Consider the following 22578-nt stretch of genomic DNA (forward strand, 5'->3'; position numbering starts at 1 on the left):
GAATGAATTTTGTTACAAGTTTAACCGAAGGTTCTTTGGGCAGAGTTTATTTGACAGGGTATTGGTCGCAACGCTGGAAAATCCATGGTACAGACCTTTTCCAAAAAACGGATAGTCATTAACTTTTATTTTTAAAACTTTAAAACTTGCTTATATGACCAACGATGCTTCTTCTCAAACAATTGTTATTAAAGACACTACAGCTAACCCGGCGCCGATAAGCCTGCTTGGGTTTGGTATGACCACTATTCTGCTTAATATTCATAACGCCGGTATTTATGAACTTGACAGCATGATAATGGGCATGGGCATTTTTATGGGTGGCATTGCGCAAATATTTGCCGGCCTGCAGGAATGGAAAAAAAACAATACGTTTGGTGCAACTGCATTCACGGCGTATGGTTCATTCTGGTTATCGCTGGTAGCGTTATGGCTGATACCTGAAACATCTTTTGGCGCCGCATTCAAATCGGGCGAAACGGCTGTAGCCTGGTATTTATTATTGTGGGGTATTTTCACTTTCTTTATGTTTATCGGAACCTTAAAACTAAACCGCTTATTGCAGATAATCTTTTTTACACTTACCATCTTGTTTTTCCTGCTGGCAGCAAGCGATTTTACAGGCAATAAATCTTTGCGCACCATTGCAGGTTATGAAGGCATCGTTTGCGGCGGCGCAGCATTTTATGGCAGTGTTGCACAGGTAATAAATGAAGTGTATGGACAAAAAGTACTTCCGTTATAAAACAAAAAAATATCCTTTCCTTGATGCAAAGCAGCCATTACATGAAGCTTTAATTTTGAAGTATTCAATAATTAATATTCAATAATCAATATTCAATATACATTTTACCAATGTTTACAATTGAACGTTCCTGCCCGTCCGGCTAACTAAACGACATTGATTCCCTTTCATCAAAAAATATCCTTGAATATGTTAAACGCTGCTTATATTGCCATAATTAAAGCTATCGGCAAAAGAGAAAATTATTTTTCACCTCAAAATAACTCCAATTGAAACGCAGGAATTTTCTACAGATCACCGGAATGGGTATGGGCGCTTCCATGCTTGCCAATATACCTGCCATCGGCAATGCTGTACCACTCGACAGGCCCTGGGAGCCGGGCGATGCAGCGCTTAAAAAACAACTGGCCGATGTTGCATTGAATGCAGCCCGCAGCAAAGGCGCTGCTTATACGGATGTGCGCATTGGCCGCTATCTTAACCAGTTTGTGGTAACCCGCGAAGATAAAGTGGAGAACATTGTAAACACGGAATCGTATGGTATTGGCATTCGCGTAATTGCCAACGGCAGCTGGGGCTTTGCCGCTACGGATAATATGGATAAAGACAGCATTGCTAAAACAGCGGAGCTTGCCGTGGCGATAGCAAAAGAAAATGCAAGGCTGCTAACAGAGCCCGTGCAACTGGCGCCGCAAAAAGGGTACGGCGAGGTAAGCTGGAAAACGCCGATTGAAAAAAATGCATTTGAAGTGCCTGTAAAAGAAAGGGTTGATTTGCTGATGAGCGTAAATGCTGCGGCAATGAAAGCCGGCGCCAATTACATCAATTCAATATTGTTTCTGGTGAATGAGCAGAAATATTTCGCATCGAGCGATGGCAGCTATATAGACCAGGATATTCACCGTATATGGCCAACATTTTTTATTACAAAAATTGATGCAGCAACCGGCAAGTTTGAAACACGCAATGCTTTAAGTGTGCCGCGGGGCATGGGCTATGAATATGTGGTGCCGTCGGCAGCAGAAAAAATCAGCAGCCAAACTACCTTATACCGTAACCGCTATGATATGATTGAAGATGCAAAGCTCGGCGGGCAGCAGGCCGGTGAAAAAATAAAGGCAAAATCTGTTGAGGCCGGCAAGTATGATCTTATTCTCGATCCCTCGCACTTATGGTTAACCATTCATGAATCTGTTGGCCATCCCACAGAGCTTGACCGTGTGTTAGGATATGAAGCCAACTTTGCCGGCACAAGCTTTCTTACATTGGATAAGTGGCAATCGAAAAACTTTCAGTTTGGCAGTAAGAACGTCAACATCTTTGCAGATAAGGTTCAGCCGGGCTCACTCGGCGCCGTTGGTTATGATGATGAAGGCGTAGCCACACAAAAATGGGATTTGATTAAAGAAGGCATACTGGTAAATTACCAGGCCATACGCGATCAGGCGCACATTCTTGGCCTGAATGCATCGCAGGGCTGCTGTTATGCGCAAAGCTGGGCCGATATTCAGTTTCAGCGCATGGCGAATGTTTCGCTGGCTCCCGGCAAATCGCCGTTGGCTGTAGCCGATATGATAAAGAATGTAGAGAAAGGCATTTACATTATTGGCGATGGTTCATTCTCTATAGATCAGCAACGTTACAACTTCCAGTTTGGCGGCCAGTTGTTTTATGAAATAAAAGATGGAAAAATTGTTGGTATGCTGAAGGATGTGGCTTATCAAAGCAATACGCAGGAATTCTGGAATTCCTGCGTAGCCGTAGCCGATGAAAAAGATTACCGGCTTGGCGGTTCTTTTTTTGATGGCAAAGGCCAGCCAATGCAGTCAAGCGCAGTATCGCACGGTTCTTCCACTGCAAGATTTAATGGCGTAAATGTGATTAATACGGCGAGGAAGATTTAGGCGCCCGGGTATTAGGATATTAAGATATTGCGTGATTTTAAATTCAGCCTTTAATATCCAATATCCCGATGTCATTAACTATTTAATAAGTAAACTCAACCAATATCAAATGGCCATACTCACAGAGCAGGAAGCAAAAGCTATATTACAAAAAGTATTAAGCTATTCAAAAGCCGACGAGTGCGAAGTAAATATTGGCAGCAGCGATGGCGGTAATATCCGCTATGCCCGCAATGCTGTATCAACCAGCAGCGGCGTTACCCAAAGCTCACTCGTGGTAAGCTCTGCTTACGGAAAAAAGCTTGGGGTGGCAACCATTAATGACTTTGATGACGCTTCCCTTGAAAAAGTGGTAAGGCGCTCAGAAGAGCTGGCGCAGCTTGCACCGGAAAACCCGGAATATGTTTCTATTCTCGGCCCGCAGGAATATGCTGCGCCTTCAAGAACATATATAGAAGCCACGGCAGCCATCAATCCCAAATTCAGGACAGATGCAGTAAGCGACAGCCTGCAGGTATCAAAAGATAATAATTTAATTGCGGCCGGTTACCTCGAGAACAGTGCGGGCTATTCCGCCATGATGAACTCCAAAGGTTTATTTGCCTATAATACGGCTACCAATATAAACTTTAATCTTACGTTGCGCACGCAGGATGGCAAAGGTTCCGGCTATGCTTCCAAAGGGTACAACGATGTATCAAAATTAGATGTAAAAAGCCTCACTGGCATTGCTGCGAAAAAAGCGACAGGCTCTGTTGACGCCAAAGCATTGGAACCTGGGAAATATACGGTGATACTTGAGCCGACAGCAGCCATCGTGTTACTGGAAACCATGTTTTTTAATATGGATGGAAGAAGCGCCGATGAAGGCAGGAGTTTTATGAGCAAAGCCGGTGGCGGTACAAGGCTTGGCGAAAAACTGGTAGATGAGCGTGTGACCATTTATTCAGATCCGTGGAATCCTGATCTGCCAACAAGCGCATGGGCGGATGATGGGCGGCCGCAGGAAAAAATAACTTGGGTTGATAAAGGGGTGATGAAAAATTTGTTTTATTCCCGTTACTGGGCGCAAAAACAAGGTGTGAAAGCCGTTCCGCAACCCGATGCTATTATTATGGAAGGCGGTGCACAGCCGCTGGAAGATTTAATTAAAAGCACCGAGAAAGGCATACTGGTCACTAGGCTTTGGTACATACGCGAAGTAGATCCGCAAACGGTATTGCAAACCGGCCTTACCCGGGATGGTACATTTTATATTGAAAACGGGGAAATAAAATATCCTGTAAAAAATTTCAGGTTTAATGAAAGCCCGGTTATCATGCTCAACAATATTGAAGCGCTGGGCATTCCTGAAAGAACAGTAAGCGGGGAATCGGGCATGCATGTTTTAATACCACCTATGAAAATAAGAGACTTTACTTTCAGTTCCCTGTCTGACGCGGTGTGATCAGGTTTCCTTCTTTATAAAAACTCCCGTTTAAAAACTGCGAATAATTTTCTGTTTGAAAATTTAATTCTTTACAGGGATTTAGCAATTTTTCGCACAGAGTAAAAGAGTTAACAGAGAAATTATATTGTCCCTGTTGTCTCAAACGGCTTCTAAAAATTGCCATGCATAGACTGATTGTACCAAATAATACCATTGCATCAGCAAGGCAGACAACCCTGAAACGGTAAATTTATTATTGGCATGATACTGGTTTTTAACCTTCCGGTAAGCCTGTTTCCTAAAATGAATGCGCATTTTCCGGGGACATGTATAATAACATTTACTTATAGTATTTTTTCATAATTTACTATTTCAAATTGTTGTCATTATGATACACGAGATACAGGAAGGTTATGTAAAGACCGAAATGCACCAGGGCGTAACAACCATAGAATTTTTTCATCCGCAGGGAAATTCTCTACCCTATAAAATTTTGGATGAGCTTGCCAAATCCATTCATGTTGCCGGGCATGACGATGAATGCAGGGTTATTGTGCTGCGCAGCGCCGGTGAAGGCGTATTTTGTTCAGGCGCATCTTTCGATGAAATGGCTAACATTAAAACCGAAGCGGAAGGCGTACATTTTTTCAGCGGCTTTGCCAATGTTATCAATGCCATGCGCAAATGCCCCAGGGTTATTATAGTGCGGGTGCAGGGCAAATGCATTGGCGGGGGCGTAGGTTTGGTTGCCGCCTGCGATTATGCCATCGCAGTATCCGGCGCCGATGTGCGGCTAAGCGAGCTTGCCATAGGCATAGGTCCATTTGTGGTGGGACCGGTTATTGAACGCAAGATCAATACGGCTGCCTTTAGCCAGCTGGCGATTGATGCGGCTTCCTGGCGTAGCAGCGACTGGGCCAAGCGGAGAAATTTATATGCAGAGTTGCATCCTGATATTACAAGTATGGATGAAGCCATATTAAAGCTCTCCATTTTTCTAACCCATACCAATCCGAAGGCAATCACAACGCTCAAAAATGATTTGTGGAAAGGTACCGAGCACTGGGATGAATTTTTGCATGAAAGGGCTGCCATCAGCAGCAGGCTGGTATTAAGTGAATTCAGCAAAAATGCCATAGCAGCATTTAAACAGAAAATGGACGCCCGCAGCAAGCACCCCGCTAACTAGGAACACAAGCCGGATATTACAAGGCTGATGTGGCACACCAACCGGTAAACATGCAGGAAGTTTTTACCGGTGATAATTGCATTGGCCGTATAAAGTGCAGGCAGGTTCTTAATATAGCCATACAGTTTTTCAAACCTTATTTTTGTACCAAACCTCGAAAATGGAAAAGCTAAGCAGGCTTGCAGAAAATATGATAGGCAGCGAGATTGTTCGCTTGGGAAATGAAATAAACGAACGTAAACGCAAAGGAGAAAAAATTTTCAATTTTACCATCGGCGATTTTGATCCCCATGTATTCCCCATACCAGCGGCGCTGGAAGAACGCATCATTCAATGTTATACAGATCATTATACCAGCTACCCCGCAGCAGAAGGCATTATAGAATTGCGTGAGGCTGTTTCCGCCTTCTTACATGAATGGGAGCAGCTTGATTATGCACCTTCAGAAATTTTAATTGCTTCGGGCGGCAGGCCATTAATCTATACGCTGTTTAAAACCGTGGTTGATGAAGGCGATAAAGTGATCTATGCGGCGCCGTCATGGAACAATAACCATTATACAAACCTGCATAAAGGCCGGCATTGTATAATTGAGGCCAGGCCTGAAAATAATTTTATGCCAACGGCGGAAGACATTGCACCGCATATAAAAGATGCCGCCCTGGTTTGTTTATGCACGCCGCAAAACCCCACAGGCACCACCCTTACAAAAGAATCGCTTTCAAAAATATGCCGGCTTATTATTGATGAAAATGAGAGGAGGGGAGCTGATGAAAAGAAGTTGTATTTGATGTTTGACCAGATGTACTGGACGCTTACCTACGGCAATATTGAACATTATAACCCGGTTTCGCTGCATCCTGAAATGCGGGCTTACACCATTTTTATAGATGGCATCTCAAAAGCTTTTGCGGCTACCGGTGTGCGTGTGGGCTGGGCTTTTGGCCCGGCGCAGGTGCTTGCTAAAATGAAAGCCTTTTTAAGCCATATCGGCGCCTGGGCGCCTATGGCGGAGCAACATGCAACAGCGCAATACCTGCCCCAAAAAGAATTGGTGCAACAACATTTCAGTGCATTTAAAGCCCAGCTGGAATTGCGGCTCCGGGATGTTTACAACGGATTAACCGCCCTCAAAAACGAAGGCTTTAATGTTGACGTAATAACGCCGCAGGCCGCCATTTACTTAACAGTAAAATTTGACCTGGCGGGCAAATTGACAACAGGCGGATTATTAAAAACACAATCAGATGTAACCGGGTACTTATTGGGGAAAGCAAAACTTGCTGTTGTTCCTTTTTATGCTTTTGGGGCGGCTGCCAATTCTCCCTGGTACAGACTGAGCATCGGAACCTGCAAAATGGAAGATATAGCACCCTTTCTGGCGGAATTAAGACAAGCATTGCTGGCATTGCAATAAACAATCCGGGGCAAGATCATTAACTAATTCTTATTGCTGATAAATACAAAAGGTTTGTGTCTGTACCCTCTTAAAACCTGCTTTACTTTTTGAAGTTTTGTGATCACTTTATAACGGTTCACGTCAATAACTTCATTAGCACTGCAATAAGTTTCAGAGCTTTCCACTTTAAAAAACAGGTTATTCAAAAGCTCAATTTCATGCTCAAGCTCCTGCCTGTTCAGTTTTTCCTTTTTTGTAAGTACCAGCAGGTCTCTACGGGGGTTCATAGTTCACCTGAATTTTACTTTTAAAAAATTTATTTATCCTACACTTCGTCTTACGGGAGGACAACCACATTTAGTACGGCTGCTGGGGCTGCAAGATAAAGCAAATCCAATCGTTAGCATCATAATAAAAAAACCCAATTTTAATTCCCTCTTCATTATTTTGCAATTTCTAAACTACACAGTTTTTAAGCAAAAAAACAATTTTTTTTTTTGAACAAAAATCTGCACGCAAAAAAAATTTTAATTGCGCCGCTTGACTGGGGCCTTGGTCATGCAACAAGGTGCATCGTTCTCATACAAAATCTGCAAAAACTAAAATGCGATATTACGGTTGCAGCTTCAGGAAAAACAAGAAAATTATTAGAGAACGAGTTTGCCGGAATTACATTCTTAAACCTGCCCGGTTATGAAATTTCTTATTCAGGAAATAAACGTTTTTTGCCCTGCAAAATTTTATTGCAGGTTCCTAAAATCCTGAAAATAATCAGGTATGAAAATAAATGGTTATGCGAGATGCAGAACAAATATGCATTTGATGCTGTTATTTCAGATAACCGTTACGGGCTTTATTCCAGAACAATCACATCTGTTTTCATAACGCACCAGCTTTCTATTCAAACCAATATTACATGGCTTGACAGGATGTTGCAACATTATAATTACAGTTTCATCAATTGTTTTAATGAATGCTGGATACCCGATCTAAACGGAAAGTTAAATATTGCCGGTGCGCTTTCGCATCCGCCAAAAATGCCGGCCATTCCTTCAAAATATATCGGTCCGCTTTCAAGATTAAAAAAGATCAATGCCGTAACTATAAACTATAAATGGATGGTCATTATCTCGGGCCCGGAACCGCAACGTTCAATTTTTGAAGGCAAAATACTTGAGCTGGCCGCTAAAATAAACGATAAGTTCATGATCGTACGCGGGCTTCCGGGCGACGACAGTCAAAAGCCGGCATCTTCCAATTGCATGCTCTTCAACCATCTGGGCACCGAAGAAATGCAAACTGCTATGCAGCAAAGCGAGTTTATAATAAGCCGGTGTGGTTATACAACTGTAATGGAAGTTTTATCGCTTCAAAAAAAATCTGTTTTTATTCCAACGCCCGGCCAGACCGAACAGGAATATCTCGCCAAACATTTATTCAGCCAGAACTGGAGTTATACGTTTAACCAGGATGATGATTTTAAACTGCATCTTAAAAAAGCAACCTTATTTAATTATACGCTGCCTGAAATAAATATGGAACAATATAAAGATGTGCTAAATGATTTTATTGAAAGGCTATAATCAGCGAATTAATAATTGTTGTTTTCTAAAGGTATATGGCTTTGCTGCGCCAGTGCTGAAAAAACGCTTTGCAGCTTCTGACCGGTCTTTGAGATTTATATCGTTTAATGTTTCGGGCATTTTTCAGCAGGGAATATTAATTATTCACGAATGGCCAGCACAGGAACATGACTGTGAAATACTATGGCTTTACTTTCGCTGCGCCTGAAAATACTTTCCAGCCAGCCGCGTTTTTTGGGTATCATAATAATCATGTCCGATTGATGCTCGTCTGCAAAATCATTAATGCCGTCTGTTAAAGTATGCGCTTTTTCCACAAAGTATTGCGTTTTATAACCGGCAAAATTGGTTTTCAAAAATTCAATATCTTCTTCCCTTACCTCTTCTGTATCTTTTTCATGCACCAATACATGCAAGGCATCCAATTGTGCATGGGTGATATCCAGCAACTGCCTGATATGGGGGATAGGAGAAATTGTTTTTGTGTTTTTAAGGTCTATTGCCAGCAGCATCTTATCCAGCTTTGTGAATTTTGCTTCTGCAGGCACAATAAGCACCGGTATTTTACTATGCCTTGATAAACTTACGGCTGTGCTGCCAAATAAAAGGTTTTCCAATGCGCCTGTTGAGCTTACATTCATAATAATAAGGCCTGCATTATATTTTTCACTCACTTCTATAATGCCGCTTTCAACAACATTATAATCCACTTCGCATATTAATTCTATGGAAGACGGCATCCCGCCCTGGAATACATCCTTTATTTTTTGCATGCCCTGCTCGCCTATCTCTTTATATAGCTCCAAATCACTTAATGAAACCGGGTTATATTCCGGGTCTTCGGGAACATAAGGCTGATAGGCATTGTATATAACGATCTTCTCTGTGCTCAGTGCTTTTGCCAATGCAATGCCGTAAGATATGGTATGGTAAGATGTATCTGAAAAATCGGTTGGGATAAGTATGCTCTTCATGTATATTGTTTTATATGGTTAAAAGTAATTTTTATTTTGTAACGAGGGTGTTACCACACTTTAATTCTTTCCGCCTCCGGTTTATACATTTTGTTGCCTGGCTGCACATCAAAGGCTGCATACCAGGCATCTATATTGCTTACCGGGCCATTGCAGCGGTACATGCCAGGCGCATGGGGATCGGTTAATATTAACTGTGCGGCAAAATCGGGTAAAATATTTACCCGCCAAACCTGCGCCCAGCTTAAAAAGAAGCGTTGGTCGGGTGTAAAGCCATTTCATTATTTGATGGATTATAATAAGCATTGATGGTGGGCGGGCGACATGCTGAAACAGGTTAAATAATTAAAGCATGCATGCTTTATGATCTTGGAAGCTGTTTGAAAATTTAATTCTTTACAGGGGTTTAGCGATTTTTCGCACAGAGCGAAGGAACACACAGAGCAATGAAGCTACTCTGTTGGCTTTGTGTGCTCCGTGCGAAAAAAGTTTAAACAGCTTCTTATTATTTGCTAAAGTTATATGCTTTACAGTATAAAAGAATTGCCGCAATTGTTTGATGAAGAAAAAAGCTGTCATTGCAGCTTTGCTTTATAGCATTTTGAACAACGCTTTAAATGCAGGCAAGGCATCCTTTTCATGGCAATGATGATGATGGATTTTACGCGGGCCTGACAAGCATTTTGACACTGGAAAAGGAGAATAAAGGATATGCCGGTGATGAAGCAAAAAATTATATCAGTTCAGCACTGTAGCAATCCTTCCGTCTTTGCCCGCCAGAAAAACAGCTTTGCCCTTTTTGGCTTTGGCGCATACATGGAAACTTTCTCCTGAAATAAGCTTCCAGTTCAGGCCGCCATCCATGGAAACATCCACGCCGCTGGTGCCGCAGGTTATTAAAACATTGGGCGTTAAAAATGTTACACAACTCCTGTAACCATGGGGCGGCGTTTGCACCGGCGCCTGCAATAAACGTTCACCATCTATGGTAAAAATTTCAATATTGTTCTTGGTAAGTGTATCGTTTGTATAATCGCCGCCCACAATGGCAATTTTTTTCATGGTAGGATCCACATCAACCGAATTGGCGCCTGTAGATCCTGATCCATGAATAATGTTTAAGCCTGCCGGGGAACCATTAACAAACAGCCTGGAATCTATGCCGCCGGTAACAAAATAAATGAAGGGGTGATTTTTATTGCCCCGTAATTTAATATTCGTTCCGCTGGATGCAAAAAAAGCTTCGCCGTTTGCCGCTACATATTCATTGTCCGTTTCTTTCAGCGGCAGCCATTTATCGCCATAGTTTGTTGTCATGCCAATAAACAATCTATTGTCTATCGGGTCGCCCACCACTATGCCATTGCCGTCTTCTGTAAAGCTCATGGCGTCTAAAAACATGCCGGGGCGGTCATCGCGAAAAACGGGCAGCCATGTTTTGCCCCCGTCTTTTGTTTTCAGGATAAGCGCCGGGGAATCTACTGCAATGATAACGGCTGTGCCGGCATCAAAAGCTTCTATATCGCGGAAATCGCGCTGTTCATAATTCTTAACGGTAAGCCATTCAAAGCTTTTTCCGCCATCGGTGCTTCGCGCCACCTGGCCTTTACTGCCGCTTGCCCATATCACGTTATCGTTAACAACACTTAAACCTCTTAATGATACTTTATCGTTTGAAGTTAAAATTTTTATATGCTGCGCCCTGCAAACAAAAATGCAGGAGATGAAGGCCATGAACAGTGCGAGGTGCTTCATGAGAGATGATTTTGCTTAGATTTCTGCAAGGTTGCAACCTTCGTACCATTTTAACAAGTGTAACTTATAAACATAGGTGTATTACTATACAATAAGCGTTTTTTTTGAAAACTTTAAATTGCTTTGGTGTGTGTAATATTATTTTTGCCAGCGTGGGCTGTTACATGCATAAGGCTTGCAGAAAAGTCTGGCGACTTATCGCATAGAACTGCGACGTCTCCTGACCACAAGTGTTCGAAACCTGCATTAGCTATCCGCGATCCGTATGATCGCCCCCGTGTGTAGAAATATTGTGCCAGGGGGGATTTCCACACCGTAGGTGTGGTGCGTGTAAACGTTCCGTTCCAATGGAACGGTAAAGAAACATTACGAACAGCATTGTACACACGTTAAGCCTCTTGAGGCTTTAAGAAAATGGTTTCGAACAGCTATGGCCCGGAGACTTTGCAGCGCTGAGCGGTTTGCTCAATGGCATTCCTGCAGTTGAAGGGAGTAATCCGCGGCGGCGGACTGCCCAACGTATCAACTGCCGGTAACATAAACATAAAAATCAGCCAATTGAAAAATTGGCTTTATAAAAAATATGGCAGAGAAAGATTTGTTTGATTATACAGAAGAAAGCATTAAGAGCCTTGACTGGCGGGAGCATATTCGTTTGAGGCCGGGTATGTATATTGGTAAACTGGGTGATGGCTCGTCACCGGACGATGGCATTTATGTGCTGGTGAAAGAAGTGATTGATAACTGCATTGATGAGCACACGATGGGTTATGGCAAACATGTTGACATAAACATACAGGGCAAAACTGTAACCGTGCGTGATTATGGCCGTGGCATCCCGCTGGGCAAAGTGGTGGATGTGGTAAGCAAGATAAACACGGGCGCCAAGTATGACAGCAAGGCGTTTCAAAAAAGCGTGGGCCTGAATGGCGTGGGCACAAAGGCGGTAAATGCACTGAGCGCTTATTTTAAAGTGGATAGCTTTCGCGAAGGCAAAGTGAAGACCGCGGAGTTTGAAAAGGGTGTTTTAATTAAAGAACATAAAGAAACAAAGAGCGGTGAAGACAACGGCACGCTGATAACGTTCATACCCGATGAAACCGTGTTCAAGAATTTTCATTTTATACATGAATACCTGGATAACCAGCTTTGGAATTATTGCTATCTGAATGCAGGCCTGGTTATTAATTTAAACGGCAGGCGTTATGTAAGCAAAAATGGCCTGCTCGATCTGCTGCAACGTAAAACCAATCCGGATGAACTTCGCTACCCGGTTATTCATTTAAAAGGCGATGATATTGAAGTGGCCATTTCGCACAACAATGATTATGGAGAAGACCTGTTTTCGTTTGTGAACGGCCAATATACCACGCAGGGCGGCACGCACCAGCAGGCTTTTCGTGAAGCTTACGTGAAAACGATCCGTGATTTTTTTAAGAAAGATTATGAAGCGGCCGATATACGCCAAAGCATTGTGGCAGCCATTTCTGTGCGGGTGCAGGAACCTGTGTTTGAAAGCCAGACAAAAACAAAGCTCGGCTCGCAAACCGTGTATGAAGGCGGTCCGGGCATGAAGAATTTTGTGCAGGATTTTTTGTCGAAAGAGCTGGATAATTTTCTTCATCGCAATACACAGATCGCCGATGCATTAAAGAAACGTATTGAACAAAGCGAGCGGGAAAGAAAGGAACTGGCAGGCATAAAAAAACTGGCGAATGAACGCGCTAAAAAAGCGAACCTGCACAACAAAAAATTACGCGACTGCCATGTGCACCTGAACGATGAGCCGCCATCCAAAAACAAGGATGCATTTATTGAGCAGCAGAATAATTCCACCCTGTTTATTACGGAAGGCGATAGCGCCAGCGGCTCCATCACCAAGGCCCGCAATGTGGAAACACAGGCCGTGTTCAGCCTGCGCGGCAAGCCCCTGAACAGTTATGGATTAACCAAGAAGATCGTGTACGAAAATGAAGAGTTTAATTTATTGCAGCATGCATTGAATATTGAAGATGGCCTGGAAGGTTTGCGATACAACAATGTTGTGATTGCCACCGATGCCGATGTGGATGGCATGCACATTCGCCTGCTGATAATGACGTTCTTTTTACAGTTCTTTCCCGATCTTGTAAAACGCGGCCATGTGCATATTCTGGAAACACCCTTGTTTCGGGTACGAGATAAAAAGGAAACGATTTATTGTTATGATGAAAGTGAAAAACAGTCGGCCATTAAAAAGCTGGGCGGCAGGCCTGAGATAACGCGGTTTAAGGGTTTGGGCGAAATATCGCCGGAAGAATTTGAAAAGTTTATTGCTGCAGATATGCGCCTGCAGCCGGTGATCCTGGAACAGGGCGAGCATATTCAGCAATTGCTTGAGTACTACATGGGCAAGAATACACAGCAGCGCCAGGAATTTATAATTGATAATTTAAGGGTGGAAATGGATCTGGTGGAGGAAGCGCCTGTGGCCTGATGCACGCTGGCATTAAGTGCATTACAAGGTTTATAAGCAAACTAAAATTTGATTCTTTATAAAATACGAATGTTTTCGTGAAACATTTGCTAAAATAATGGCCGCCTTATACAAGGCAAGGCTATCCACCCTAACTTGACTTCCAAAATCATCCGCAATGAAATTGTTAAGCGCCTGCATTATTGCCTTTGCAATAAGCCTTCTTATATTTTTTTGTTTTATGAAACTGGGCGCTTTTCAAGGCAAAGAGGGCGGGGCGCCTGTTTCGCGCAATTATTCAAAGTTTGCCGGCTATTTTACGCCAGCAGAAAACAGCCCTGACGGTTTTACGGCTGCAACGGCTGCTGCAGGTTCGGTGGTACATGTTTGGGTAAAAAGCAGGCTTGCAGATAACGGCCTTTATATAGAGGAGAGCGAGCGCATATCCGGCAGTGGCAGTGGTGTTATTATCAGCAGGAACGGTTTCATTATAACCAATAATCATGTGGTGAAAGACGCATCGTCTGTTCGGGTAACCTTGCCAGACAGGAGATTATATGATGCTGAACTGGTGGGAATTGATGCTGCCCATGACCTGGCCTTGCTTAAAATAAATCAGAACAATTTGGATGCGATACCTTTTGGCAACAGCGATGTTGCCAGGGTAGGGGATTGGGTGCTGGCTATCGGTTATCCCTGGAGCCTTGATGAAACAATAACAGCAGGCATCATCAGTGCCAAACCTTCACAAACTGGCAGCCCTGGGAGCGCTTATATACAAACCGATGCTGTTATTAATTTTGGCAGCAGTGGCGGCGCACTTGTAAATACCAATGGAGAATTGGTGGGCATTAATACCGCTATTATATCACCCACTGCTGCTTCAATTGGTTATGGCTTTGCCATGCCTGCCAATACTGTTTATAACATCATTAAAAGCATTTTAAAAAAGCGCGGTATAAAAGATGACCGGTATAATTAGGGTTAAAGTGTAAGTTGCCGGCACTCCCAACTGACCACTCACCCCCCTCGCAATTAGCGCAAACCCGCCGCGGGCTCTTGCACGCATACCCTCAAACAGCCTTTACATACAGCATATACTTCTCTTTAAAATAATCTTCCTTAAAAATTTCTTCGAGCGGAATTTGATTGGGCTTTAAACCGCTTTCAAAAATTTCCTGTGCCAGGTCGCCGCCTTTTAAACAAATAAGCCCGTTGGCAAATTCATTTTTATTATTTTTCTGAAGCAAAGGCTTACTCCATTTCCAAAGCTCTTTTAACGGCGCTACAGCCCGCGAAACAGCAAAATCAAATTTCCGGTTCCTTATTTCTTCGGCGCGGATATGCTGCACGGTTACATTTTTTAATTCAATGGCCGCCGCAACCGCTTCCACTACTTTCAGCTTTTTGCCGATGCTGTCAACCAAATGAAAATATACATTGGGGAAATAAATGGCCAATGGTATGCCCGGAAAACCACCGCCGGTGCCAATATCAATAACAGAAGTGCCATCAACGAAATCAAAGACAGCAGCAATGCTTAATGCATGCAATACATGCTTCAGGTATAAATGTTCAATGTCTTTTCTTGAGATAACATTTATCTTTTCATTCCATTCGCTGTACAGGCTTTGCAGTTGTTCAAGCTGTTTTAACTGTACCTCTGTAAAACCGGAAAAATATTGCGTGATGTATTCCATTAACTGATATTATATCGCTGATAAAAGATTGCTGTAAGGCCCGCCGGGTTATCCACCTTCGCCGTATGCTCATGGTTCAAAATGTTGCATGACAGAAAATTAAACTAAAACAAAGGAATGCTTTTGATCAGTCCCACTTGCGTGAAGGCCTCCTGAATAAAGCAGGAAAGAAGAACAGATTATATACAAACATCCATGCATCAAACACAAAGAACCAGCGAAACAGGTCGGCTTCATTCAGGCGCTTCATGGTTTTATGCCATATTGCAGCCTGCACGGCAAGCCGCATGGCAAATATGCCTACGGCAATATACCAGTTAAAGAATATGGCCGTTGCAATGGTTAACGGGTAAATAATGGTTTGCATGGTTGCATACACAGAAAGCAGTCGCTTATGTCCCGGCTTGTAAAATTTGGCGGTTGTATAATGGCGGTTTTTCTGCTGCATCCAGCTATTCCAGGTTTTATGCGGCTCGCTTAATGTGTGCGCTTCCTGGTCTGTTACAATCGCCGTATTTGTTCTGGTGGCCACCATGTTGATGAAAAGATCATCATCGCCGCTTGGTATATGGTTAATGGTTGAAAAACCTTTATTGGCAAGAAAAGTGTTTTTCCGGTATGATAAATTTCTGCCCACGCCCATATATGGCCTGCCTGCCAGTGCATAAGAAAAATACTGAAGCGCTGTATGAAATGTTTCAAAACGGATGAGCTTGTTTAAAAAGCCCGGGTATTTTTTATAGGCGCCATAGCCCAATACTATTTCAATACCGGGCTCATAGCCGTCCTGCATTTTTTCAAGCCAGTGCTCGCTGGCCGGGATGCAGTCTGCATCGGTTAATAAAACGATCTCATGTCTGGCTGATTTTATACCAACGGACAACGGGAATTTTTTGCCGGGAATGCCTTTGGCTTCCTGCTTTAGCGGTATAATGGTAAGGTTTTTAAATCCCCGCTGAAATTCTTCCAGTATGAACTTTGATTCATCGGTTGAGTTATCATTCACCACGATCACTTCATGCGTGGTGCGGTAATCCTGCACCAGTATGCCCGGCAGGTTATTTACGAGGTTCCCCGCTTCGTTCTTTGCACAGATAATAACAGAAACAGGATATTGCTGAGACGCTGTTTTTTCTTTGGGCTGATAGCTCACCAGCCTGTAAAAGAAGTGCAGGTAATACCAAAGCTGCACCATTGCTGCAACTGCCAGAAGGAACGGAAAAATATATGTGTAATGAAAGGCCATTTAAACAAAAGTAGTTACGCGCTGTATTTGTGATGAATGTGTTTTACTTATGTGGATAAGTTGAAAATGCAGCGCCAAAAATAGTATGGCAGGTACGAATAACAATGAAGTTGCCTGCACTTTTAGAAATCATTGATCTATACGGCCTGTATAAGCACCAGAATATTAATGCTGTTGACTTAAAGTTTTAACCGCCTGATACAATCCTGTATTAACCTGGAATATTATTGTATTGCCCAGGCCAGGCCATCCGGTTCGCCGCCGGCATCAATCTTATTGGTTATTTCCAGCGTTTTAAGATCAATAACGGCAATATAATTATCTGCCGTGCAGGCAATATAGGCCCGTGTATTATCAGGCTGCATGATAATGCCGGCAGCGCCGTGCCCTGTGTTGATTTGTTTTATTGGCTTATGTGTTTTGGCGTCAAATACGGCAAGATTGCCGGAACCGAGGCTTGATATAAAAACCATCCTGCCATCAGGCGTAAATTTTAAGCGGTTGGCGCCATTCACTTTGGCATCAATAGTGGCTGCCAGTTTTTTTGCGGAAAGGTTGATGATATAAATTTTGCCGTCTTCTGCTGATGCAGTCCATAATTCGCTGCTGTCTGCTGACACATCAAAGCCTTCTGAACCATGGGAAACTGTTATTAATGTTTGTTCCCGGTTCTCCCGTTGGCCGCCGTTGACCGGAGGCTGAAAATTTGCGGGTGGCGGCGGCATATTGCCATTGGGTTGTCCGTTGGGCGCATTTTTGGACGGTGCAAAATTACCGCGCTGCACCGGCGTATCCTGCAAAATGCTTACGGTGCCTGAAGCCACATTGGTCGTATAGATTTTCTTCGCATTATTGGTTACATAAATCATGTGTGTCCTGTCCTGCCCTGTTCCCATTGCCCAGTCAATTGCTTTGGTTAACGGGTCATAACGGCCAATTGTTTTAGAGCCTTCAGCGGTGAACCAAACTTTATTATTAACGAAAGCAAGGCCGTGCGGGCCAAGCAATGGTTTGGTATCAATATCATCCAGGCGTTTTTGCGCCACGAGATCAATTACATTAATGGTATGCAGGCTGCCGCCGCCGTAAATGGAAACATACGCTGTCTTACCATCTGAAGATGCTATTACTTCATGCGGATCATCGCCCACAGGAACCCTGCCCAATACCTGCAATGTGGATGCATCAACGATGGATAATGTATGATCGCGTTTTGATAAGGCGAGCAGAAATTGTTTGGATGATTGGGCGCTGCAGGCGAAGCCCGTGCATAATAACAGGCATGCACTGATGGTTATAAACGGCGCCGGGTTTTTTATCTGTTTCATAAACAGGTATTTTAAAAGCTGCTGAATGGATTGTAACAACGGTGAACCGTAAACCAAAGCTGCGCAACGGTGCACAGATGACCTCCGGTGAAGCCCGGAGTCAGGCCATAATGTAACGCAACCGTGAAGCCGCCCGTTCATTTGCCGGCAGCCAAGTTAATCAAATATGTTTACCTGCACATGCTTTCCGGACACCATTGAAGGGCAGACGCATTAAAATTCTTATGAAGAGCCAGCGGCTCGATTCAATTTTGTAAAGCCGTGCTTTAGCACGGTTATAGATGAATTTTGATAGAGGTGAGTGCCAGCGGCACGGTACATAATGGGCCGAGCCTACGGCTCTCAACAACATTTTGGTGGTTTCAAACAGGTTGAAACCCGTTTTTACAATATTTTTTCGAGGCTACGCCTCTTTTTATACATTTAAAATTTTAATGCGTCTGCCCTGGATACTATTGACGGGTTGTTATTAATCCTTTACACGGTATTTCTTTAAACCAAAGCCCCGCGAAGCATACAGCTTTCCTTTATCTGAAACGATAACACAGCTATATTCAGGATAGTGGTGTAAGAGCCGCAAACCGGCATTTTTTCCCAGTACCATAATGGACGTGCTGAACGCATTGCACATTTCTGCGCCCGGCCCAAATACGGTTACGCTCATCAGGCCGGTTACGGGATAACCTGTTTTGGGATTGATGATATGTGCATAGCGTTTGCCATGTATCTCGGCATATTTTTCATAGCTGCCCGATGTGGTTACAGCGCTTTTATGCAGGGGTATAATGGCAAATACATTGCCGGGGTTAAACGGGTTTGCAATGCCAATGTTCCAGGGTTTTCCATTTGGGTTGCCGCCCCATGCGCGTATATCGCCTGAGCCGTTTATAATACCGGCCTGCACGCCTTTTGCCACCATCATATCGCGGCATTTATCAGCAGCGTAACCTTCGCCCAGTGCGCCAAAGCCTATCTTCATGCCTTTCTCTTTTAAGAAAATGGTGGAGTGTACCGTATCTATAACGATGTTCTTATAGCCCACTTTTTCCACCGCTTTCTTTACTGCTTCCGGCGATGGCATCTCGGTCATACTTCCGTCAAATTTCCATATCTTTTCCATGGCGGCAAAGCTGATGTCGAAAGCGCCGTTTGTTATCTCTGAAATATGAATGGCTCTTTGTGTAAGCAGCAGCACTTCTTTATCTACCTTAACCGGCGCTATGCCGGCATTCCTGTTCACGGCAGCTATTTGTGTTTCCGGTTTCCAGTCGGAGATAAGGTATTCAATCCTGGTTACCTCTTTTATAACCGTATCAATATAATTTTCTGCCGTTAAAGAATCCTTCCCAACAATAGTAATATCCCAGGGGCTGCCCATGAGCTTTACGGTGCGCTTGCACAATGCCTGGGCATGGCTGTTGTAATGCATTACAAAAAATAAAACAATCAGCAGGTATTTCATAGCGAGGCCTGCAAGGTATGGCAGTATGTACAACCCGTTGCGCTATACCGAAATTTATAAATCCGGGCGCAGTTATATTGGTTAACCCTTGCTGCCATCATTCAAAACAAATTTTTGTTTGAATGATGTTTTTTTATTTAACGATGTACTGTTTGAGCTGTTCGCATGCTGATTGCCCGGGGGCCTGCCGCCGCCATTAAAGCCGCCGCCGGGCATGCCTCCTCCGCGCATGCCGCCGCCTTCCATCCCGCCATGCATGTCGCCAGCCGGTGGTGCGCCGCCGCTTTTTGCATCTCCTGTGGCTGCACGGGATAAGCCATTTAGCTCTACACTCAGGGTTATATTGCCCGACAGGTCTTTTGCTGTATAGCCCGTTCCAAAGAGCTCTTTTTTTGCAATGGCAATTTCATAGATCATATTTAGAGAACTGTCCCAGTTTACAGCCGCGCGTATGCCTGTGCCGCTGGTTGGTATTTCCCCGTTGGCATTGGCAAAACCGCTTGCTTTCATGGTGGTATGATGCGCAATATAATTATCCCAGAATGTTTCGCCGTCGGGCGCGTTTTGCGCGCCAGGCGCCGGGGGATTGTTTTTATCAAAGCCTGAATCGTGTGCCGGCGGTTGTTGTTTCGATTGGGGCAGAGGATATAAAACAGATGCTCCCTTTTTGCCCCTGCCTTTCCTGCTGAGCGTAATTTTCATGCCGGCCTGCATCAGTTTCGTTTGCGCGGCCTGTGTGGCCGTAGCAAAGCAGAAATAAATATTGTCGTCATCGTTGGCTATGGCAAAATTTAGCTGGGTCTTTTCATCATAAAAATTCAGCGGGCCCCATTCCTTACTATTCCCGTCAACTGTAATATGCATCATCTTTGCTGTTGCCACATCGCTCTGGGATATTGCATGCAGGTAAAAGCCCAGGCAAACAAATACGGTCAAATGTTTTTTCATGTTCATCATCTAAATAATAAGCGTGTAAAATGAATTGTTTATTTGTGAATAAAATGTTTGCGCCTTCAACTTTCACAAAAAATAATGTTATAGTAAACGCCGGATAAATTTGTGCATGGTTAATTTTGAATTTGCTTTATCAGATTGTAACATTAGTTTTTGTTCTTAAACGTCATTTCCCCGCCGCGGCGGGGAAATCTGACCTTAAATTTTAAATTAGTTTATAATTATCAGCAGCGTTTGCAGTGCTGCGGCAGGTGCCCGGTCTATGCCGGGCATGACGTGTAAATGGTTATGCTTTATGCATGCTTTGTTTTAATGTTAAGTCTGCAATAAGCTCGGGTGGCTTATACTTCAGCCAATCAACAATTGCACATTTTTATCCCGTGAGGAGTATAGTTTCTATGGCCCATAGGTGGTTTACCTGTTCCGGTAATTCACGGGCTCAATATAGTGTATGCCTCCAACCAGGTGCGCCGGCCAAACAATGTGTGAGCCCGTGCATTTCATACAGCCTGTTTCTTCTTTAAAGCCCGCCCATCCCAGCGCTTAACATCAATATGCAGCCCAAACAGGTCTAATGCCCTTGCCACAGAATGCGTGATCATTTCATCTATGGATTCGGGCCTGAGATATAAAGCCGGTACCGGCGGCATAATAATGCCGCCCATTTCGGTTATGGCGGTCATCGTTCTGAGATGCCCGAGATGCAAAGGCGTTTCCCGCAGCATCAGCACCAGCCTTCTTCTTTCTTTCAATACCACGTCTGCCGCCCTCGACATTAATGATGTGGTTACACCGGTGGCTATCTCCGACATGGTTCTTACGGAACAAGGCGCAATCAGCATGCCTTCCGTTTTAAATGATCCGCTGGCCACCGCGGCGCCAATATCCTGCGGCGCATGTATCTGATGCGCCAGCGAAACAAGCTGCTCATGTGTAATATCTGTTTCATACGACCGCACCATTTCAGCCGGTTTGCTTACAATAAGATGCGTTTTATACCCTTCCTGCTTTAGCATTTCCAGCGCACGTATGCCATATTGAATGCCGGTGGCGCCACTGATGCCTACTATAATTCTTTTATCCATTTTTTGTTTTTATTTAATTGAAGATGATCCGCGTTATTTGAAACCCATCCGGAAAGATAAGGCGTTACAACACTTCAACCGCCTGTTCAAACAATAGTGGTTTTGAAATTTAACCAACGCACCAGATTTTAATCGTTCAAAATTTCCTGTTAGTCGAGTAATAACCCTGTTCCGTCTTTTTTGGCAAATATTAAGACTTCAACAGAATTTCTTTGCAAACACTTTTTATTTTACAGCATGAATACGAACAGGTACTATACAGGCATTGCTTTACTATTGCTGCTGGCATCGTGCAGCGGCAGGCAGCAAAATAACAATACCACAGCGCAGGCAAAATCTTATAAAGTAGCAACAGTACAGCCAGATACCGTAACCTTATACAATGATTTTCCTGCTGTTATACAGGGAGAAAAAGTAGTGGAGATAAGGCCAAAGATAGATGGTTATGTGGAAAAAATATATGTGGATGAGGGCGCTGCCGTTAGGAAGGGCCAGTTGCTTTTCCGCATCAGCAACCCGCAATATGAGCAGGACCTCCGCTCTGCGGAGGCCAGCGTTAAAACAGCAGAGGCCAACCTGGCAACAGCGCAGATGACCGTTAATAAAGTGCAGCCGCTGGTGGAAAAAGACATCATCAGCAAATATGAACTGGAATCTGCAGCGTACGACCTGGCTGCAAAAAAGGCGGCGCTGGCAGAAGCCAGGGCCGCGGTGGCAAATGCCCGCACCAATGTGGGTTATACCGTCATCACCAGCCCTATGAATGGCGTAATTGGCCTGCTGCCCAATAAGGAAGGCAGCTATATCAGCAGCTCCAGCACCGATCCGCTCACCACCATTTCCTCATCAGGCAATATGTATGCTTATTTCAGCTTAAATGAGAAGCAGTTGCTTGATCTTTCAAGAACGGTGAAAGGAGCAACCCTGCAGGAAAAATTAAAACAGTTCCCGCCCGTTGAATTAATACTTTCAGATGGCTCGCTTTACACCGAAAAAGGCCGCGTGGAAACCGCCAGCGGTATTGTAACAACAGAAACGGGCTCGGTAAGTTTCAGGGCCACCTTCCCCAACCCGTTAGGCATACTTAAAACCGGCACAAGCGGTAATGTAAGAATGCCAAGAACCATAGACAGTGCATTGGTAATTCCGCAAAGCGCCACGTATGACCTGCAGGACAAGCACTTTGTATATGTTGTAGCCAGCGACAGCACGGTTAAAAGCACGACCGTTGATGTTACGCCAACACCCGACGGGCAAAGCTATGTAGTGAACAGCGGCCTTAAAGCAGGCGATGTAATTTCCCTGCAGGGCACAAATGAATTAAAGGATGGCGAAAAGATCATACCGGAACGCAACTGATGTTATCATCA

18 protein-coding genes and 1 pseudogene are annotated in these 22578 nt (G+C 43.9%); 9 read left to right on the top strand and 10 right to left on the bottom strand.

All coding sequences use genetic code 11. The features are described from left to right. Positions 1-154 precede the first annotated feature (154 nt). From QM629_RS18010 to QM629_RS18030, 5 genes are all read left to right on the top strand, one after another. Positions 155-745, top strand: coding sequence for an acetate uptake transporter (locus QM629_RS18010; RefSeq protein ID WP_415161287.1), 591 nt, complete (start codon positions 155-157; stop codon positions 743-745). Positions 746-1014: 269 nt separating this feature from the next. Next, positions 1015-2649 (top strand): TldD/PmbA family protein, encoded by a 1635-nt coding sequence (locus QM629_RS18015; RefSeq protein WP_415161288.1) that lies wholly within the window; start codon positions 1015-1017, stop codon positions 2647-2649. Between the two features lie 109 nt (positions 2650-2758). Then, positions 2759-4096, top strand: a complete 1338-nt coding sequence (locus QM629_RS18020) for a TldD/PmbA family protein (RefSeq protein ID WP_415161289.1) — start codon at positions 2759-2761, stop codon at positions 4094-4096. 370 nt (positions 4097-4466) lie between these two features. After that, on the top strand, positions 4467-5267 hold the full coding sequence (locus QM629_RS18025; protein WP_415161290.1) for an enoyl-CoA hydratase/isomerase family protein: 801 nt from the start codon (positions 4467-4469) through the stop codon (positions 5265-5267). Between the two features lie 160 nt (positions 5268-5427). After that, on the top strand, positions 5428-6684 hold the full coding sequence (locus QM629_RS18030) for a pyridoxal phosphate-dependent aminotransferase (RefSeq protein ID WP_415161291.1): 1257 nt from the start codon (positions 5428-5430) through the stop codon (positions 6682-6684). A 23-nt stretch (positions 6685-6707) separates the two neighbouring features. Here the strand turns inward: QM629_RS18030 and QM629_RS18035 are convergent, their stop codons facing one another. Further along, positions 6708-6953: a hypothetical protein gene (locus QM629_RS18035; RefSeq protein WP_415161292.1), complete on the bottom strand. Its 246-nt coding sequence runs from the start codon at positions 6951-6953 to the stop codon at positions 6708-6710. A 210-nt stretch (positions 6954-7163) separates the two neighbouring features. Between QM629_RS18035 and QM629_RS18040 the strand changes: the two genes are divergently transcribed. After that, positions 7164-8249, top strand: coding sequence for a glycosyltransferase family protein (locus tag QM629_RS18040; protein WP_415161293.1), 1086 nt, complete (start codon positions 7164-7166; stop codon positions 8247-8249). Between the two features lie 140 nt (positions 8250-8389). Here QM629_RS18040 and QM629_RS18045 read toward each other — a convergent pair whose 3' ends face one another. The 3 genes and pseudogenes from QM629_RS18045 to QM629_RS18055 all read right to left on the bottom strand — a co-directional run bounded on the left by QM629_RS18045 (position 8390) and on the right by QM629_RS18055 (position 10978). After that, the gene (locus tag QM629_RS18045) at positions 8390-9223 is read right to left on the bottom strand and encodes a universal stress protein (protein ID WP_415161294.1); all 834 of its coding nucleotides are present in this window, start codon (positions 9221-9223) and stop codon (positions 8390-8392) included. Positions 9224-9273: 50 nt separating this feature from the next. Then, a pseudogene (locus QM629_RS18050) lies at positions 9274-9486 on the bottom strand (M13-type metalloendopeptidase); the annotation flags it as partial. A gap of 475 nt (positions 9487-9961) precedes the next feature. Further along, on the bottom strand, positions 9962-10978 hold the full coding sequence (locus QM629_RS18055; protein ID WP_415161295.1) for a WD40/YVTN/BNR-like repeat-containing protein: 1017 nt from the start codon (positions 10976-10978) through the stop codon (positions 9962-9964). Positions 10979-11561: 583 nt separating this feature from the next. On the opposite strand from QM629_RS18055, the gene QM629_RS18060 reads away from it, so the two are divergent. Then, complete coding sequence (locus QM629_RS18060) at positions 11562-13454, top strand: DNA topoisomerase IV subunit B (protein ID WP_415161296.1); 1893 nt, start codon at positions 11562-11564, stop codon at positions 13452-13454. 157 nt (positions 13455-13611) lie between these two features. Next, positions 13612-14415 carry a S1C family serine protease gene (locus QM629_RS18065; RefSeq protein WP_415161297.1) on the top strand — a complete coding sequence of 268 codons (804 nt, stop codon included), beginning with the start codon at positions 13612-13614 and terminating at the stop codon, positions 14413-14415. A gap of 91 nt (positions 14416-14506) precedes the next feature. Here QM629_RS18065 and rsmG read toward each other — a convergent pair whose 3' ends face one another. The 6 genes from rsmG to QM629_RS18095 form a co-directional block, all read right to left on the bottom strand. Next, the gene (gene rsmG, locus QM629_RS18070) at positions 14507-15133 is read right to left on the bottom strand and encodes a 16S rRNA (guanine(527)-N(7))-methyltransferase RsmG (protein WP_415161298.1); all 627 of its coding nucleotides are present in this window, start codon (positions 15131-15133) and stop codon (positions 14507-14509) included. A gap of 127 nt (positions 15134-15260) precedes the next feature. Beyond that, positions 15261-16379: a glycosyltransferase gene (locus tag QM629_RS18075; RefSeq protein ID WP_415161299.1), complete on the bottom strand. Its 1119-nt coding sequence runs from the start codon at positions 16377-16379 to the stop codon at positions 15261-15263. A gap of 224 nt (positions 16380-16603) precedes the next feature. After that, positions 16604-17707: a YncE family protein gene (locus QM629_RS18080; RefSeq protein ID WP_415161300.1), complete on the bottom strand. Its 1104-nt coding sequence runs from the start codon at positions 17705-17707 to the stop codon at positions 16604-16606. A 469-nt stretch (positions 17708-18176) separates the two neighbouring features. After that, a complete protein-coding gene (locus tag QM629_RS18085) occupies positions 18177-19169 on the bottom strand; it encodes an FAD:protein FMN transferase (RefSeq protein ID WP_415161301.1) in 993 nt (330 codons plus the stop codon). Positions 19170-19250: 81 nt separating this feature from the next. Next, a complete protein-coding gene (locus QM629_RS18090) occupies positions 19251-20117 on the bottom strand; it encodes a hypothetical protein (protein ID WP_415161302.1) in 867 nt (288 codons plus the stop codon). A gap of 506 nt (positions 20118-20623) precedes the next feature. Next, a complete protein-coding gene (locus QM629_RS18095; protein WP_415161303.1) occupies positions 20624-21208 on the bottom strand; it encodes a UbiX family flavin prenyltransferase in 585 nt (194 codons plus the stop codon). 237 nt (positions 21209-21445) lie between these two features. Here QM629_RS18095 and QM629_RS18100 point away from each other — a divergent pair, with 237 nt between their 5' ends. Continuing rightward, the gene (locus tag QM629_RS18100; RefSeq protein WP_415161304.1) at positions 21446-22567 is read left to right on the top strand and encodes an efflux RND transporter periplasmic adaptor subunit; all 1122 of its coding nucleotides are present in this window, start codon (positions 21446-21448) and stop codon (positions 22565-22567) included. Positions 22568-22578: the final 11 nt, after the last annotated feature.

It is taken from the genome of Parafilimonas sp., from assembly GCF_047606085.1.
GTDB lineage: Bacteria > Bacteroidota > Bacteroidia > Chitinophagales > Chitinophagaceae > Parafilimonas.